Source organism: Gynuella sunshinyii YC6258, assembly GCF_000940805.1.
GTDB lineage: Bacteria > Pseudomonadota > Gammaproteobacteria > Pseudomonadales > Natronospirillaceae > Gynuella > Gynuella sunshinyii.
Genome location: NZ_CP007142.1, coordinates 6405733 through 6424025 on the forward strand (window position 1 = coordinate 6405733; position 18293 = coordinate 6424025).

Consider the following 18293-nt stretch of genomic DNA (forward strand, 5'->3'; position numbering starts at 1 on the left):
TAGTAAGTACTTTCGGGCCACACTAAGAAACTAAAAAGGAAATTATCTCACCATGACCAGTGGAACTACCATACCTACACCCAAGCCCACTCCCATCGCCCTGAACCAGAAAAACACCCTGGTCATCGATACAATTGTTCGGCCGATCTACCCCGTTCGTTATGCCTACGCCAATTTTTTTGAAGAAGAACTGCTCGATCCGGCCCGCCCACCAGCATTATCGACACTGATGGGTCAAACAGACCTTCGTGCCACTCAAGGCTACGTCGCCCGGTTACTACGTCCAGGCTGGATTTATATCAAAGAAGAGACAGGCGGTAGCAACTTCCACATTTTCCGCTACAAACACCTCATCAAGCCGGATGGAACCATACAGGAACAGTTTCACAAGTATCTGTTCAGCAACCTAACCAATGCTCGTGGGGGTCTGACGCCGGAAAAATCCGGTGGCCAAATTCGTAGCTATCCATTCGCGTTTGTTCGCAAAGACGTATCCGAAATCAGCATCGTTTACTGCGAAGAACCCCTAAGCGATCAGGTGATAGACGACCTTAATGGTCATGCTCAAAAGCGCAAAGCGTTTATGCAGCGGGTTAAGTTGCAAAGTAACGACGAGGTAACCGTCGAAGCCACAGTTGAAAATCTAAAGGCCTTGGTGGAAGACTATCGCGAACAACAGAACCGGCTATTGAGAATTCATGAACAAGACGACAATCCGGATATTGAAGAACTTGATAAACTTGGCCTGGATATCCTGACGACACAGTCCAGTTATGAAATGGACGCCAACCAGATTGCGCAAGAGTTACAACGCAAAACCCAATATGGTGAAGTGGCACGAATTGTCGGGTTATATGACCCAGTGGGGATACAGAAGGATATTGCTGAAATTCTAACCAAACTGACATTGTGGGAAAAATATTATTCATCCAGTAACCTATATCCATATACCATTGGCTCGATCGTTCAGCAACTGAAAGAAAGTGATAACTCAAAAATAAAAGACCTCGTTGAAGACAACATTGATCTGCAGGAGCACGAGCGATACTGGAACAATCTGGAGAACAAGCACAAGTTATTTGAAGAGCGCAAGAGCCAATTTGCACAGGTATATCAGACTTTTATGAATGACCCTGTTTTGACCGGACATATAGGATCCCTTGATACCTATTTTAAGCATGCGTTTTGCGAACCACAGAGCAGCCATCAGGCTAATGAGGAACTGCAAAAGTTCTGCTCTCTGGTTGATGGTATATTTAATGGAGTACTGGCCAGTGAGCAAGGCAGAGGTGTCATAAGAACGCTGCACCATGATTTTGAAAATGATCAGAACTCTTGGTGGGCTATCTTTAAAATTGCATTTATTAAACTAACCACAACACCACAAACGGGTGTTAATTGGGCTGTGACAACAAGCAAAGCATTGGATGTATCTCTAGGGAAATTGGGTACTTGGTGGGGTGAAGCGTATTCGTGGGCGGAATATGAGACTAAGTTAGCGCAACGAAACTCTCATAAAAGCATAGCATTAGTCGATACATGGATTGTTGAAAAATTCATACCTAAAATGTTTGATGTATTTGGACTGACGGTTTCTACTGATAAGAAAGTCATTCTGACCAGTGAAGAACTGGGTAAAGTACTGGCCAAAGCGATAGCAAAAAGCATTCAGAATCAAGGCAAGCAAACACTCTCAAGCATTAAGAATGCAGAGGCAAAACAAAAAATTGGTCAGAAGCTGTTTGACTGGGGACAACGTACCATGAAAGAGAGTGTCCCCAAGCACTGGGAACTTTCGAAAGTGGAAGTAAGACGCGCCAGTACCGGACGCTATCAATTTGCTGTAGCACAAAGTACGACAGAATTGATTGGTGTATTGATTGATAGCAGTTTTGCTGGCTTATCTGCTTTTTTTAACGTTAAAACAATGCATGATTTATCGCATCAAGGTACCTACTCCCGCAGCAACCCACTCAAAAGCGGCAGTAGTTTTCACGATCTAACCCAATTCACTAGTGCTCTGGCTTCTTTAACAACGGATGCCATTACGATTTCGGGGACGGTGGCTAATATTGCAGTTAAGTCTGTTCCCAATAAAGCGCTTCCTTATCTGGCACAAAAGTTGGCACCTAAATTAGTGTCGCTTTCTGAACGTTTGGGACTATTGTTAGCACCCAAATTGATTTCAGGTCTCGTGGCAGTCGCTAACTTGGCTGCTGCTGTCGATGCTTTTTGGAACGCGACTATCAGTTTTAGACAAGGGAATTATGGCGAAATGACCGGTCATATTATGATCGGCACAGCATCCGCCGTATTGTTCGGGCTCTCCGCCTATTCGATGGCTGTCGGAGGAGCTGCAGCAGTGGAAACATTGGGTATCGGGTTAGTCATTGGTACCGTGGTCGCACTATTACTGTTAATTGCAGGAGCTATTACTGTCTTTATCTTTGGAAAAAGCGATTTTGAGCTTCTTCTGGAAAATTGCTTCTGGGGCAGTGGACAAAAATATTTGTTTTGGGTTGATGAGGAAGATCGTCCAAATATAATTCGGAGAATACAAACTGCCTCAAAAATGCCTACTGATCAGAAAGTTCAAACGAGTTATCAACTAGAACTCCAGGAATTTATGAATTACTTCTATCAACCACAAATGGAAATGAGTGATGATGCCGGCATCCGGACTGGCAAAGGAGAACCGCGTACCTATCACTACACCTTTAAACTCCCTGGTTTCGTATCAGGGGTCTCTGACATCAATTATCAGATCTATACCTATGAAATGGAGATTAGTGGAACTGCTTCCTACTGGGGAGGTGGCATTCAATGGAAATGGATGAGTAATCCAGAATTAACAGAAGCACTTCAGCAAGCCATACGAACCGCCGTATTCAGAGAGCAAGAGAACTCGACAAATATTGAACTGGAATTCACCGCAACCAAGCGAGTTCAGATACAGTGGTCCTATCAACCCCAGCCAGGCATTGTGACACCCAGACGGTATTTGACAGAAAACGGCCTGGTTAGCATCCCGATTATCGGTATGATCGATGAGGATGCCAGATAATGATTAAACTACTCATCAAGCCACAACTAAATGTCCAGTTATTCAAACTGAAATACCAGCAAACAGAACTGCAAACCAAGGATATACAGACGCAGACAAAACCGCCGTATCCGGTTGGAAAGGTCAATAGCAACAGATTGGGAATACGAACTTCTTTTGGCAACCTGAGGTTTATGTTTTTATTACCTTGGTTAGTGGGAATCTGTTTAACATTATATTGGCAGGTAAATGATTTCTATGAAGGTTGGAAGCTTAAGGAAAGAACTATCGTAAGACTCATAGAGAAAAGTAAAGAGAAATACGGTGAGGACTATTTTGAAAGATTAAAGAATAGATACACAGACCTTACTCCCAATGAGAATATTTATGATAATCTTCAAAGAGAAATCGAGAAAGCTGACCTGAGAGATTATTACCGAATAGACAATGGCAAAATGCCATTTCAATCATATGTACAGTATCACTATTACGAGGCATACGCTGCTGACCGTACCCGCAAAACAGATATTGTCTTGGGGACTATTTACACCATTATAATCCCTGCGTTAATGATCTCTATCCTTAGCTTTCGTCGACGTGCGCCGTTATTTTTTGATCACCAAAACCGTCTGATTTATACATGGCGAAAAGGTAAAGTCTGGGCACAATACTATGACGAACTGATCTATTACACGAGCACCATTTCATTGGACATGATCCTGTATGGTTTCGATAAACATAATACATTCAAACTGAACCCTTTTGTGATTACCCCTTCAGGCAATCCTTTCTTTAACAGCTCTGCTCAATACCAGAAAATCCTCCACTATGTGGTTCAATTCATGTCATCTGGGCGCAATGCCGTTGCTGAAAAGGACTGGGAAGGCCGTAAAGGCTGGTATTTATTTGACGACAGAAAACCGAATGATTTTGATGAACAATTACAGACTGTGTTGCAATACCTCAAAAACGAAAAAATTAATGAACAAGCTGAGGCTTTGGCAAAGGAGTGGGGGTATTTGAAAACTGGTTCATCCAATAGTGCGTTCTAATAAGCACGAAGACATCATTGACGTCGTCTCCAGCTCACATCTGCGATGTTGTAATGTCGCGCTGGTATCTTCCTGACACAAAGTCGGTGATGGACATAGTCAATGAAAGTGCAAAATGACAGACAGCATATTAATCAGACCCAATAAACGAACCAAGGCCAAGTTAACTAAACTGGCATTTAACCGGGATACATACCTGAAAGAGAAAATTTTTCTTGATGACAGCCCTCCACGTCCAATTGGTGAAGTTAATCAGAGTCGGATTGGCGTTTTGACCTATATTGGCAATATAAGAACGTTATTTCTACTTCCATGGTTATTAGGATTGTGCCTGACATTATATTGGCAGATTGATGATTTATATGAAGGCTGGAAAAATGCGGAAAAGTTGCACATTGATTACATCAAGCATAGAAAGGAAACTTATGGAAGTGACTATTTTGAAAAATTAGCTGAACGTTATCCAGATTTAACACCAAATGATGATATATATAATAACTTAGGAGACGAACTGAACAAATATGCTCTTTCTAAATACTATAGAATTGAAAACGGAAGAATGCCGCTTAAAACCTACTTCCACTATCACTACTATGAAACAGCGGCCGCAGAGCGTTTTAGAAAGGGCGATACAATCCTAGCCATTTTTTATGCCATATCCATACCTGCACTAATCATTGCTTTACTGAGATTTCGCCGTCGTGCACCCATCTATTTTGATCGGGAAAAGCAACTGGTCTATACCTGGCAAAAAGGTACCGTGTGGGCACAGTATTTTGATGAATTAATATTCTATTCCAGTAAACACGGAATGGGCATTGCGCTCTACAGCTATGACCACGATAAAGGCCTGGCATTTAATAGTTTTGCGGTAACGCCTTCAGGCAACGCTTACCTGAATAGCGAAAATGCTTATCACACGCTCATGGCGTATGTGACCAGGTTTATGCTGAATGGCCGTGAATCTGTTTCCCGCAGCAACTGGAGGGGTCGGCAAGGCTGGTACTTACGGGAAGACAAAAAACCAAAAGACTTTGACGAACAGTTACAATCCGTGCTGATGTTCATAAAAGACAAACACGTTAACGAACAGGCAGAAAGTCTGGCTAAGGAATGGGGCTATCTGTAACTTGAGCAGTGACATTTGGACACGAAATATAAACTGCCCGGGCCAGCATGACCGACATCATCAATGAGGACCCGTTATGAAAATCATCGGCCAAAAACAATTGGATGTCACCATCATCAATCTGTCAGACAATACAGATGACTTGTTAGAGAAAGAATTGCCGCAGGTCGATGGGCTGGTAGATCCTATCAATGGGATTAACCATAAGAATCTTTCAGTATTGAATAACCTGGGTACGATTCGGAATATCTTTTTGTTGCCATGGTTTTTTGGTTTATTAGGCGTGCTATTTTTGTATGTAGAAGACGTATATTCTGCGTGGAAAAGTAGAGAAGAAGTAGTATTAGATTTTGTCCAGTTCAAACAAACGACATATGGGAAAAATTACTTTAAAAAGACAAAAGATCAAGCTGCGCTTAGTATGTACAACATGCTGGATGAGAAAGGAAAAATCTCTCTATCCAGATACCTCAAATACCACTACACCGAAACCGCTAACGGCACCCGAACCCTTTATGTCGATACTGGTTTTGGCATTGTCTGGCTAACAGTTATTTCCATACTGACTGTCAGCATCATCCGGTTTCGCAGACCCGTTTCCCTGTTTTTTGATCGTGACCGCCGCCTTGTGTATACCTGGCGCAATGGTAAGGTCCACGCACAGCGCTATGAGTACTTTGATTATTACAAAACCCTGCAGGCACTGAATTTTCAACTACGGGTAGGGCACGAGAGTGGTGCTCTCTGGTGGTGTAAATACGTGATCCAGCCCGGTGGCAATCCCTTTTATCTCGATAACGTACTCACAGAGCCCGTACTGATCTCCATCGTCAAGTTTATGGAGCAAGGGCGGGATGTTTTATTGGCAAAAGACTGGCAAAAACATCGGGGCATTTACTTTCGTGAGCATCCAAAACCTGCTGATTTTGATGAACAACTGCAGCGGATATTAAACAAGATTGATGCTGAAAAACGGGAAAGCCAAACAGACCTGGCGGCTAATTTATAAGCAATATGAAGTAACACTTACCATGGTCTTTGATCAATTCCAACCTTCCACATACACCATATGCTTCAGGATCTGTTTGACCAGGGCTTTCACCTCCGGGGAATAAGGTGACTCATCGCCACAGGCGGGCAGGGTCAGAGAGAGCAGTGCCAATAGGAAGAACAAAGGTGATTTCATATCAGAGAACAATCCTTGGTATACACAGAGGCACCTATGCTACCAAAAACACAGGCTTTAAAATGATGACTTATTTCGCGGATTAGCGCGTGTATTTCTCATACACTGCATAAACTGCGAAGTTTATTTATCGTGAGCCATTTAAGAGTACTCGGCCTCGGCACATTACGTTAAGGAAAGGAATATCACATGGACAGTCGCATTAATGTCAGCACCTGGCTCAAACAAGGTCTGGCGTGTGGCATCGAAAATCAATCATGATCGCCACGATGACATTCACCGAAATCACCCTCACCCTCGCCAGTGGCACCCAATTACCGGTGCAATACATGGAAGGCTGGGAAGATCTGAACCAGCCGACCCGGCTAGAAATTAACTGTCCGATCACCGATCTGTATGAGGATACCGATGCATTGCTCGGCCAGGCCGTCACAGTCTCCATGCAGGCCGGCGATCACCAGCGCGTCTGGCAGCTGGTCATCGACCGTATTCAATACCACAGCGAAGGTGCCGGCGAGTACTGGCAATTCTACCTCTGCTCCAAATTGCTCTGGGGTACCCGTCTGCAACGCACCCGCTTATTTATGGACCTCAACCGCGAACAGGTATTACGGCAACTGTTGCGCGAATGCGGTTATCAGGACTTCGAAGTGGAACTGGCCCTCGACCCGGTACCTGCACCCAAAGGGCCATACCTGCAAGCCCAGGAAGATAACCTGCAATGCTTCCACCGCCTGCTCGCCGAAGTCGGCGGCATTTACTGGCTCGAACACCATCCCGAGCGCAACCATGAAACTCTGGTCATCCGTAACAACCCTGGCATCAGCCCTTATCTCGAACAGGTCCAGTGGGCGCAGGTGGTGTCCGGACTGGCACCCGATGCCCAGCTCAACCGCATCACCAAAGCCATGCGCCGGGTGACCGGACGCCGTCGTCGTTATGGCCATGCGGTCAAAGGCGACACTCGCTCACTGAGCCGGGATGACGCCAACGTACAGGGTTTCGAACCGCCCCTGTCACGTTCCGAAGCCGAACAACGGGCCTTGTTCCAACAACAGGCCGACGAACAGTTCGACTGGCAACTGGAACTGCACAGCTTTCAACCCCTGCTCGCCGTTGGCTATACCCTGGTACTCGATGCCTCGCAACTGCCCGTCGCCGAAAGTGGGGAATTCCGTCTTCATAAGGTCCGTCACCATGCCCGTACCGCTGGTAGCGGTTATGGCCTGCGCTATCACAACGAAGCCTGGGTCATTCGCCGGACCACACCGGTCCGCCTGACCCTGGCGGAACAGGCCGACAAACCGTTGCTGTTTCCGGCCCGGATCGAGAGTCACCATGACTACGCCGAACTCAGTGCCGACGGTCGTTACTACCTGCGTCCGGCTTTTGATCAGAGCGGCAAACCCATCGCCCAGGCCAGCCCGCTGCTGGAGCGTGTCAGTATTTACGCCAGCCCGGAGACCGATGACGCACCTTCGGCCGGCTGGCATTTTCCTTTACTGGATCAAGTACCGTGCTGGTCAGCTGCCTGAACAACGATCCCGCCCGCATGGCCATTTTAGGCTTCATCCCCAACCGGCGGCAGATCGGACCAGTGACCAGCGACAACGCCAGCCAGTCCCGGATTGTCACGCCGAGTCAGAACGAACTGCTGTTCGACGATGATCCCTATGTCAACCGCATCGCCCTGTTCACCTTCGACGGTCAAAACCAGTGCGAACTGTGCGCCCAGAACGAAGCCGCCTTCGCCGGCATCCTCAGCCAATACGGCAGCCTGCGCCTGACCGCCGGCACCCGGTTACTGATCAACACAGGTGAACACCTCAACGAACGCATCGGCCAGCACCGCGCTATACAGGTCACACAAAACAGCGAACTGCGCACCGAACAAGGCGCCATTCGTCATCAGGCTGCGACCGAAATAAACCTCAGCGCACAACAGAACATCTACCACAACAGCGAGGGTGACTACAGCCTCCAGGCCGCCGATGGCGATATCCAGATCACCGTCGGCGACGGCTTCAACACCGAAGTCAGCGGCGGCGACATGCAGGTCAAAGTCGCCGCCAACGCCACCCACCAGATCAATGGCACCATCGACCTGAGCAGCCAGGGCGGCAACATCATCATCACCGACGGCACCGGCGGCATACAACTCGACGCCGCCGGCAACCTCAAACTCTGGGGCAAAAAAATCACCCTTAACGGCCAGAGCGGCACCCAGCTGAATGGCGACATCAGCTATGAAACCGGTAGCGGGAATGAGCCGGAGAGTGTGGCGGCGGTGGAGATTCCGGCAATAGTGGAGACGCTGGAACTGTGTCTTGACGGTGGAGAGCCCATTGAAGGATCACCACACAGTTATGAACGGGAAATTGCCCGCAGTGACAACAGCGAAGACTGGATTGAAATTGAAATCAAGAACCAGGATGGTGAACTGCAGGCTCATCGTAAAGTCATTATTACCCGGGCTGATGGTCGTGAATTACTGACCCAGACTGACAGCAGCGGCCGCTTGCATTTACGCCGCAGCGACATGGAAGGGGCTAAAGCCAGGGTATTAGGTTATACAGTGGAGTAAGCACATGAAAGTACATATGGTCCGGCAAGGCGAGTGTCTGACAACAATTGCGGCCGAATTTGGCCTGACTCCTGAAGAAATATGGAATCTGCCCGACAATCAGGATCTGAGCAACAAACGACGCCACAGTGGCTGCCTGGCTCCTGGAGACCAGTTAGTCATTCCCAATCAGGCCAGTCAGGGGAAAGATATTGCCATTAACGACCTTACCGTACTGGTCATCGCTGATAACCAGTATCTGTTGCAGCTGACTCTGTTGGACAACACTCTAAACCCGATCAAAAATCTGGAAGTACGTTGCACCTGGCCAAATTGTAAACGTTATATCAGCGGTATCACCAACGGCCAGGGCATCGTTCGGCTGACCTTGCCCAACTTGTGCGACAAAGGCATTTTGGCCTGGGAGTACCAACAGCGCCAATGGATACGCGGATTTGATGTCGGCACCCTGTTACCGGAAGAACTGACAACCGGTATGGACCAGAGATTGACGAATCTGACCGGCAGCCTTGGTCACTACAGCGATCAGTTCATAACCGCATGGGCCGATGAAGCCGGGCAGAGCCCTGATCAACTTGAACAACAACTCACCGGACAAGCATGAGCCTTTGGAGACTACTGAATGATTCTTCGTACTCTTTGCTATTTTAGCCTCACTCTGGCCGCTACGGCCTGCCAGGCCAAACCATTACCGGAACCGCCATTTTCCGTTGAACAAATGGAAGCCTTTGCCGACCCGGTTGATCTTGAAGTGTTATATGGACTGCACTACAACCAGGATCGTGTTCATGGCAAAGAAAGTATTCATTATGGCACCGCATTTTTGGAAGGCTACGAGCCTTATCCGATAAAACGCGGTCTGGTTACCCGCTATGAGCCCGGCGTCATCATCAACGATGTCAATGAAGTAAATCGTTCTGAAACTGAGCGGACTGTTGTTCGAATGAAACACTTCTCCTTCCCCACCTGGGACCGGGAAGGCCATTTAATCAATCTGATTGCTCAGTCTGTCACACCTGATGACCTCTCCCTGATCAGTCGCCTCAAAGAAGTACGCTCCCTGTTCCTTGAAGGTTATACAGACACCGATCATCTCGATCTGAATCAGTTATCACCAGAACTGCCACTGCAGGCGGCCACCTTCTATCGCACCAAACTCTCTCATCCCCAGCGCCTCTGTGATTATCAGGCCCTGCAACACCTTGAAATCAACGCGGCCAGAGTCATCGGCGATATCACCTTCAAGGGCTGTATCAAACAAGCCGTCGATATCTTTATGGCAAGTGCAGATATCGATGCACTGACCATCCAGGATCTGCCAGAACTGGTTTACCTGTACCTCGGAGACAGTCGTTTTAAACAATTGCACATTGATGGCAGCAGTCTGCCCAAGCTGCAAAGCCTGACCTTATCCGGTGCGGATATTCCGTCTGATGTTGACAGCATTCAACTACCGGAAGGGCTGTTACAGCTTTACCTGGAAAATGTCACCGATGACGATATCAGTAAACTCAAACTGCCCAAAAGTCTGCAATACCTGAACCTGCGCGGAGCAAAATTGCAGGACTATGGTTTTATCGCTGGGGCGGTTAATTTAACGGCGCTGGTACTGGAGGACAGTAACTTTAAGCAATGGCCAATACTTAAGCGGTTTTCGCAACTACGTCATTTAAAAGCGGGAGGAACCTCATTAACGGATGCGGGTCTGCCGGTTATCAGTCAATTGACAAAGCTCCAGACACTGGATCTCAGTGCTACAAATATTACAAACGCCAACGCGATTGAGAACTTGCAAGAGCTTAACTTCCTGTACCTGTTTCAAACACCGATGCCAGATCTGAATAGCATTCCTTATATTGAAAATATCTCAGATCTTGGGCTTCCACTGGAACAACACTATAAGCACCCGAAGGATTATCCATCTCATATTAAAAAAATGTTTTCCACATTTGGAAAAGATGGCGGAGCTTATAGCTGCAACCACCTGAAACCCTGCGAACAACCACCCTGGAATTTTGACAGCCCCTGAGTCTTTCGGGCGCAAACGCGCCCAACACCGCCAGTCAGAAAACGCTTTATACAAGGATTCGACATCATGGATATTCTGGATTACCGCCATCGCCTGATAGAACAGTTACTCGCCGATTACCGCCAACTGGAGCAGCTCTCCGATCCTGCCGAGCAGTTACCGGTTCAACAACGGATTACCAGATTGCTGAGCGAGTTAAAAGCCATTGAACAATCGATGAAACGAACGGGTCAGCAGTTTACGGCTTATCACCGGGTCATGGATGAGCATGATCCTGACTCCGCCAGCCAGCATCATAGATTTGTATGGCATCGCTATACACGCAACCAGCCACTGGAACAATTATTCACTACCGACCAGCTCAGCGAGCTCATCGCCAAGGTTGGTTATGCCGAAGCCAATGATGCGCGTTCTCGCCTGCGCAGCCGTGGTGAAGCTCTACTGGGTAACATGGACCGCTGGATCACTCAGCTGCAACCGTTGGCAGAAAGCCAGACCCTGCTGAGCTGGCGTAATCCGTTCAGCCAATGGTTACCGGAACTGTTTCTGTTCCGGCTGGAACAGTACCTGAAAGCCAATCATGGCCGCCAACCCTTGGTAGACTACACCATGGAACAAATGAGCTGGGCAGCTGACTATGCCAGTGGCCAGCCACCCCATGTGAACCAGGATTGTCTGGCACTGTTCGAGCACGACAGTGTGGTCGATGCCTGGGTGGCCAAAGAACGGGAGCGATTGTTACCCGAAGACAGTCCCGGCGCACAAAGCTGGCCGCAACAACGACTCAGACGATTGATTGATCACCGTTTTTATCAGCCTGCCGGTAAAGCATTATGGGAATATGTGAAGCAACATGCCCTGGAGTTTGATCAGTATCCACAACGATACCAAAGCCTGGACGCTGAAGCAGAACTGAACCGCCAGCTGGCCGTCAATTCCCTCACGGCCAACCTCGCCCGCATCGGGGTTGATCCTCGCCCTGACACCCCTGGCAATGTCAACCAACTGGCACACCCTCCCAAAGCTGTACGACCGCAGTTTCAGAATGAAAACGGCGAACCGTACCGCAATACCCAGATTCTGTGCTGGCGCTATCATCCGGAGAAAGAAAAAGAGCTTGGTAATATGGCCTTGGATGGGGCCTTGTTCGGTTTGTTTACCGTTGCCCTGATGTACACCGATGACAATGGTTATCCAACCCTGCAAAAGCCCGATTTCCTGCAAAAAGGCGATCATGATCAATGCCTCCAGGTCGATCCGGTCACTGGCAATGTGCTATTGCTGGAACGCACCCAGGCAAAACGACCACAGCAGCCGGTGGAACAGGATCCAATGGTTGCCACCTGGTACAGCTATGACGAAGCGGATCATCTGGCATTTATGAAACAGGCAGTTGGCCTGGTCAGTCAACGGACGCCAACTCAGGAGACCTGGAAAACCGAAGCGTTGGCAAATCTAGGGCTGGATGCAGACACTTTTTTTAATCATGACTGCGGTGAAGTGGACCTGGCCAGCTTCTTCGAACTGACCGAAGGTTACTATTACGGGTTTATGATGCTGCCACTAGGCTATGGCTCAATGGCCATCAAAGCCATTCATACCCTGCCTTTCCAGAGCAGCCAGACACCTGTTGCACCCGTGCCTGGATTTCTGAACACACTACGTCCCTGCGTATTCCCCGCAATCTGCGCCAGTACACCCATGAACTGACCCAATGCCGTGAAGCGATCAAACATAGTTACGATCGCTTACTCGAAGTCAGTGTCAAAAAGCGCGAGGACATTTTCCAGATCGGCGAGCTGCAACGCTGGGTTCAACACACGATTGACAGCCCGTTCAGCCCAAGTGACCACAATATGCAGGAAAAACAAAAGCTCGCGGATTTGTTGCAGGACCTGCAGGTTGAAATTGACCGCTGTATTTACCGGCCGGCTTATGTGCCTTCCCTCGCACACGGTGATACCGAGGAGCAGCGCCTGTTCAGTTATCAATTGCGATGCAAACAGGCCGCCGATGCCTATCAGCAGGCCTGGGACAAGGCGCTGGATTACCTGAACAACCAAAGTCTGCACGATCAGATCGAGCAGTGGCACAACATTCAAAACGATGCCGATGAACAGGAGCAGCTGGCGACTGTGCAGTGGGTGGATGAAGCCTCAGATTTCTTGGATAGAGATAGATCGGCATTAAGGTATACAGAATCCATCCCTCAATGCACTTGGCAACCCCCCAAAGATCTGATTGAGAATCTGTGCGAGCCATACACTGCGCTGATTTACGAAGCCTTTAGCGGCCTGTTGACTCAAATGTCCGTCTGTTATCGCTCACCGGAACTGAATGCTGATGGTGAAAAAATGAATCCTGAGGAAACCGATCTGCTGGATGATGTTCTTATGCCAGCACTCAGCTTTGCGGTGAACCAGGAGTGGCTGAATACGTTGATGGAGGAAATAGAAAAATGTGGTCATCAGGATCAAAGTGAGTTCCTGGTAGCGGCGGTCGACGAGATTACCAGAGATAATTTCAAACCTTCCCCTCCTCCAAGCATTCTCGGCGCAGTTGCGGGCCAGAGCTACAACACCGTTAAATCCACATTTCTGCGTGGTCCCGGAGCCCCGGCACTGGCAGAGGCGATCATTGATCTGGCCGGGCAACTGGTCAAGGTGCGTTACAGTCTCAATGTCAAAGTACAAACCCAGCTCAGTATCCGGTTGTATAGCCTGCACATGGTAACCATGCTGCGGATTTCCAGACAGACCCTGGTACAGACATCCAGGAGTGCAGAACTGAACCGCATGGGCCGGTTTATCTACCGGACCCTCGCTGGCAAGAATCCGGTACAGTTCCGGCGGCTGATGAGCGCGGAACAACTGTCCGAGCGGGTATACGGGGGCAGCACCTGGGGTGACCCATCGTCACGGCTGGTGCGCTTTGAAGGCTACCTGAAAACCGCTGCGTTCTTTATTGACAGCGTGATCGGCATCGTTGCGTTTATGCAGGAGATGAATGAAAAGGACTGGGATGACCCTTCACCAGAAGCCTTCCGCAGCGCTGCTTATAAACTGGCCACCAGTGCCGAAACTCAGCTGACTCGGGCCTCAGGATTGCTGACGGTACCCAGTATGTTACGGTTCTGGACACAAAAATTAGGCGCGACTGAGGGTGCGATGGCCCGGTTCCTGGGCCGGGAGATCGGTGTTGGCGTGCAGATGGCATCCGGTATTGCATTTGGCCGCCAGGGTTATCGTCTGGGCCGCTGGCTGACCGGCGCCACTGCGGGAAAACTCGCCACCACGGCAGGATTGGCAGCTGTCTGGGCCAACCGTCTGTGCGTGGCCAGCAGCTGCATCGCGCTGATTAAAAACATCGCCGATGTCAACCACAGTGCCGGGTTGGGAGACGAAGGCGAAATTATGTTGAATGTTGCCAAAATGGTGGCCAATGGTGCCACGGTACTTGGCTTTGCAGCACCATTGATCGGTTTGAATGCCATCCCCGGGTTAGGGAACGCACTGTTTATTGGCGGCGTCGTACTGTCTCTGGCCATTGAAGCCTGGCAGATTTACTGGAGAAACTGGGGAAGGGCTCAATGGTATTCCAATACCTACGTCGTATTTGACGACCAGTGGGAAGGCTTTACCGACAGCACCCATGCTCAGGAGTACCGCAAGCAGTCGCTCGGAGCCTCACCCAAACTGGCAGGCCTGATCAAACAGATTGAGGATCAACGCAGCAATACTGCGGTAGACGTATTCAGGTACGTGAGTATTGCATACGTTAACAGCCAAACCGCCGGCGCCCGGGCTGCTGCCTCAATATTAAACCTGCCACACCCTAAAAAGATAGAACAGGACAGCGGTGATGTCGCCTGGAATGAACTGTCCTGGTGTGGTCTGCCGGCGTTGATGATGCACCAACTGCCGGTCACACCGGAACAGATGGATAAAAAACTCATCTATATTGATCTGAACAAGGAAGAGTGCCTGTGGCTGTATTGTTTTGATCGGGATATTCCTCAAGTGGATTGGAACGACTATAAGAACAATCGTACGACGCTCCCGGCAGATCTTGACCGGGATGACTTTAAAGACAACACCCTCAAACCAGCACTCAAGCGCTTGCTGCTCGCCTGTTACAACCGGGCCAGCGCCGCACCTGACAGCCCGTTCGCACGATTGATCTGGCAACCCCTGGTCAATGGCGGCAAGTTTCCACGCCCTTACATGCGCTTACAATTGGCAGAAGCCACGGAGAATGCACCTTTTGAATTACTGGAGATCCAGATGGATGCCGGTAAAGAGACAGGGCGTTATGTGGCAAACTCGCATTTTCACAAGATGCTTAAACTCTGGGAAAGCCGTAGCGCACTGATACCAAAAACCAGCAGTCGTTACCCACAACCACCGTCACCAGACGCTGACGAATTGCAACAGGAGGACAAACCGTGATACACCCCGGCCAACTTTGTGCGGTACTACTGGCCCTGACCGCTACGGCCTGCCAGGCCAAACCATTACCGGAACCACCATTTTCCGTTGAACAAATGGAAGCCTTTGCCGATCCGGTTGATCTTGAAGTGTTATATGGGTTGAGCATTAACCACGGTGAATCGAAAAAAAGTGTTCACTATGCCACTGCTTTTTTACAGAGCTATCAGCCTTATGAACTCGAACGCGGCCTGATAACCGTGAATGATCCCGGAGTACTACTGACCGACGTCACTGTAACCAATCGCAACCAAACTTCCCAACGACATCGTCGGATGAAACTGTTTAGCTTCCCAACCTGGGATCAAAATGGCCATTTGATCAATGTAAAAAACTACCCGGTCACACCGAATGACCTCGCACTGATCAGTCGTCTGAAAGAAGTTCGCTCTATACACCTGGAAGGATACGCCGAGGCCGACCACCTCGACTTAAACCTTTTGTCTGCTGATCTACCCTTATGGACCGCCACCTTCTATCGCACCAAACTCTCTCATCCTCAGCGCCTTTGTGATTATCAGGCTCTGCAATATCTTGAAATCAATGCGGCCAGAGTCATGGGTGATATCGAGTTAAAAGGCTGTGTCAAGCAGATGGTCGATCTGGTTATGGCAAGTGCAGATATCGATGCTCTGACCATCCAGGATCTGCCAGAACTGGTTTACCTGTACCTCGGTGACAGTCGTTTTAAACAGTTGCACATTGATGGCAGCAGTCTGCCCAAGCTGCAAAGCCTGACCTTATCCGGTGCGGATATTCCGTCTGATGTTGACAGCATTCAACTACCGGAAGGGCTGTTACAGCTGTACCTGGAGAATGTCACCGATGACGATATCAGCAAACTCAAACTGCCCAAAAGTCTGCAATACCTGAACCTGCGCGGAGCAAAATTGCAGGACTATGGTTTTATCGCTGGGGCGGTTAATTTAACGGCGCTGGTATTGGACGACAGTACTTTTACACAATGGCCTCTGCTGGGTGGACTGACAAAGTTGAGACACTTGCGAATTGGTGGCACATCTATTACCAACGATGACTTAAAGGTCATTGCAAAACTTACTCAGTTGATGTCACTAAACTTAGCCAGAACACCCTTAACAACTGCAAAGCCATTATCGACTCTGATTAACCTTAATGACTTAAACCTATACCAGAGCAAGATTAGAGATCTCAACGAAATTCCGTTTATACAGAATATTTCCGCACTTGGTTTACCTGATGACTCACATTATGAGCATCCGGAGTCATACCCACAGCATATTAAAGACATGTTAAAAACAGAAGGTTATGAAGGCTCTTTGGCATGTAACCACCTAAAACCCTGCGAAACGCCACCGTGGCACTTCGACAGCCCCTGAAACAGATTTTTTATTAATAACCTGGAATATTACTTACTTAAGGAGAAAACATGACCATCGAACAAAACTACTACCTTGCCCTGCCCTGGAGAGTCGCATATGCCTGTCTCGCGGCCGTCTCTCTGCTGGCAGGCATTGGCATTTTGCTTGCCGGAATATCATTCTGGTCAGCGACACCCTGTTTATTAGGGGTATTGGCCGGTGGCCGGTTTTTAATGGGCAGCAAGGGCGAACCGGTGATTCACATTGCTGCCAATGGAATCACCTATAGCACCGGCCCAATACACAGCCCGAATTTTATTCCGGCCTCAGACATGGTTGATATAACCAGACACAAACGCGGTGTTGAAGTGAAACTGTCAAACCAGACCACGGTCATTATCGCGACCGGTCTGCTCTCAAGTCATGACAAAACCCATGCCAAAGAAGCAATCATGTCATGGTTTGCCAGCTTACAAACCAAAGCAACCAATAGTCAGTTATCTGCACAGGAACTCTAAAGTGAAAGCGATTGCTCAATGGATTGTCACGCTAACGGTAATGGCGTTGATCGCAATGGTGGTGAGTCTGTTTGCCACGTTTTTGGTACTGACCGAAGGTCGCTCTATTCGTGAGGTTGCATGGCCGGTCGCGCAATGGAGTATGACCTTAACCGGCCTGTCATTCTGGTTAGCAATCGTTCTGCTCAGTTATGGACAGTGGAAAATTATCCCTTCTCACAGTCGCGCGGCACCTCCGGTATTGATTGCCGGGCTGACGGCATTTCCAATAGTGAACCTGTTTTCCCTGCCAATATATCTTTCGCAATGGATAAGCACTCTGCAACGGGGCTTGAGCAGTCACAGCGAACCTGTCATGTTATTTGCTGATCGCCTGTACCGGGCTCACATCTGGCAATGTATTTTAATTCCGGTACTAGCATTTCTATTGTTTACCCAAACACTGACCCACGCCATTCAACAACCGATGCGTGACATTTTTTTGCTCCTGTTAATTCCCGTAATCCCCCTGATATTGTGGTTTACAGGCAGCTTTATTCGCAATCTTATGAGACTGGCAGGCACACTTGAGCCACTGGACCAGTTAATACGTTCATAAATGGAATCACAAACTGAACACATACCGAATAACATCAATAGCGTTCAGAATCCGGATGTAGCTCATGCCGAGACCATCGCTGAAAAAGGGGCCTCTGAAAAACAGGAATAGTTTTGATGCAGGCGAGGAAGCACCACTCGCAACACCGCAGTTTACTGAAGTAAATGAGGATGTGAGAATGGGGCTGACAAAGTCCTGCGCGAAAACAGGCCATTTTTCAGAGGTTCCAAAGATCTCTGTGGGGATCTTTGCAAGCGCTATATCGGCAGCCATCTATATTCTTTGTGTCATATTTGGTTCTTTTTATGGTGACAGCTCCTATGGGCT

At 48.6% G+C, this 18293-nt stretch carries 15 protein-coding genes; 13 read left to right on the top strand and 2 right to left on the bottom strand.

From position 1 onward, the window contains the following. The first annotated feature begins 52 nt into the window (after positions 1 to 52). The 4 genes from YC6258_RS26530 (at position 53) to YC6258_RS26545 (ending at position 6233) form a co-directional block, all read left to right on the top strand. Positions 53 to 3064 (top strand): toxin VasX, encoded by a 3012-nt coding sequence (locus YC6258_RS26530; RefSeq protein ID WP_044619544.1) that lies wholly within the window; start codon positions 53 to 55, stop codon positions 3062 to 3064. Beyond that, positions 3064 to 4095, top strand: coding sequence for a hypothetical protein (locus YC6258_RS26535; protein ID WP_044619545.1), 1032 nt, complete (start codon positions 3064 to 3066; stop codon positions 4093 to 4095). Before YC6258_RS26530 ends, YC6258_RS26535 begins: the two co-directional genes overlap by 1 nt. Before the next feature lie 115 nt (positions 4096 to 4210). Further along, positions 4211 to 5224 (top strand): hypothetical protein, encoded by a 1014-nt coding sequence (locus YC6258_RS26540; protein WP_044619546.1) that lies wholly within the window; start codon positions 4211 to 4213, stop codon positions 5222 to 5224. Between the two features lie 76 nt (positions 5225 to 5300). Then, complete coding sequence (locus tag YC6258_RS26545; protein WP_044619547.1) at positions 5301 to 6233, top strand: hypothetical protein; 933 nt, start codon at positions 5301 to 5303, stop codon at positions 6231 to 6233. A gap of 33 nt (positions 6234 to 6266) precedes the next feature. On the opposite strand, the gene YC6258_RS30465 is transcribed toward YC6258_RS26545, so the two are convergent. After that, positions 6267 to 6410 (bottom strand): hypothetical protein, encoded by a 144-nt coding sequence (locus YC6258_RS30465; RefSeq protein ID WP_169749044.1) that lies wholly within the window; start codon positions 6408 to 6410, stop codon positions 6267 to 6269. A gap of 269 nt (positions 6411 to 6679) precedes the next feature. Between YC6258_RS30465 and YC6258_RS26550 the strand changes: the two genes are divergently transcribed. The 9 genes from YC6258_RS26550 (at position 6680) to YC6258_RS26590 (ending at position 17966) form a co-directional block, all read left to right on the top strand. Beyond that, entirely contained in the window at positions 6680 to 7945 is a 1266-nt protein-coding gene (locus YC6258_RS26550) for a contractile injection system protein, VgrG/Pvc8 family (protein WP_044619548.1), read from the top strand. A gap of 62 nt (positions 7946 to 8007) precedes the next feature. Further along, a complete protein-coding gene (locus tag YC6258_RS26555; protein WP_144407755.1) occupies positions 8008 to 8994 on the top strand; it encodes a hypothetical protein in 987 nt (328 codons plus the stop codon). A gap of 4 nt (positions 8995 to 8998) precedes the next feature. Then, positions 8999 to 9598 carry a LysM peptidoglycan-binding domain-containing protein gene (locus YC6258_RS26560; RefSeq protein WP_044619550.1) on the top strand — a complete coding sequence of 200 codons (600 nt, stop codon included), beginning with the start codon at positions 8999 to 9001 and terminating at the stop codon, positions 9596 to 9598. 18 nt (positions 9599 to 9616) lie between these two features. Continuing rightward, positions 9617 to 11023 (top strand): leucine-rich repeat domain-containing protein, encoded by a 1407-nt coding sequence (locus YC6258_RS26565; RefSeq protein WP_044619551.1) that lies wholly within the window; start codon positions 9617 to 9619, stop codon positions 11021 to 11023. A gap of 66 nt (positions 11024 to 11089) precedes the next feature. Continuing rightward, the gene (locus YC6258_RS26570; RefSeq protein WP_044619552.1) at positions 11090 to 12733 is read left to right on the top strand and encodes a hypothetical protein; all 1644 of its coding nucleotides are present in this window, start codon (positions 11090 to 11092) and stop codon (positions 12731 to 12733) included. Positions 12734 to 12879: 146 nt separating this feature from the next. Further along, positions 12880 to 15471 (top strand): hypothetical protein, encoded by a 2592-nt coding sequence (locus YC6258_RS26575; protein ID WP_044619553.1) that lies wholly within the window; start codon positions 12880 to 12882, stop codon positions 15469 to 15471. Continuing rightward, entirely contained in the window at positions 15468 to 16868 is a 1401-nt protein-coding gene (locus YC6258_RS26580) for a leucine-rich repeat domain-containing protein (RefSeq protein ID WP_044619554.1), read from the top strand. The genes YC6258_RS26575 and YC6258_RS26580 overlap by 4 nt, the downstream gene beginning before the upstream one ends. Before the next feature lie 50 nt (positions 16869 to 16918). Beyond that, positions 16919 to 17368, top strand: coding sequence for a hypothetical protein (locus YC6258_RS26585; protein WP_044619555.1), 450 nt, complete (start codon positions 16919 to 16921; stop codon positions 17366 to 17368). Position 17369: 1 nt separating this feature from the next. Beyond that, on the top strand, positions 17370 to 17966 hold the full coding sequence (locus YC6258_RS26590; protein ID WP_044619556.1) for a hypothetical protein: 597 nt from the start codon (positions 17370 to 17372) through the stop codon (positions 17964 to 17966). Positions 17967 to 17972: 6 nt separating this feature from the next. On the opposite strand, the gene YC6258_RS30055 is transcribed toward YC6258_RS26590, so the two are convergent. After that, complete coding sequence (locus YC6258_RS30055) at positions 17973 to 18239, bottom strand: hypothetical protein (protein WP_144407756.1); 267 nt, start codon at positions 18237 to 18239, stop codon at positions 17973 to 17975. Between the last annotated feature and the right edge of the window lie 54 nt (positions 18240 to 18293).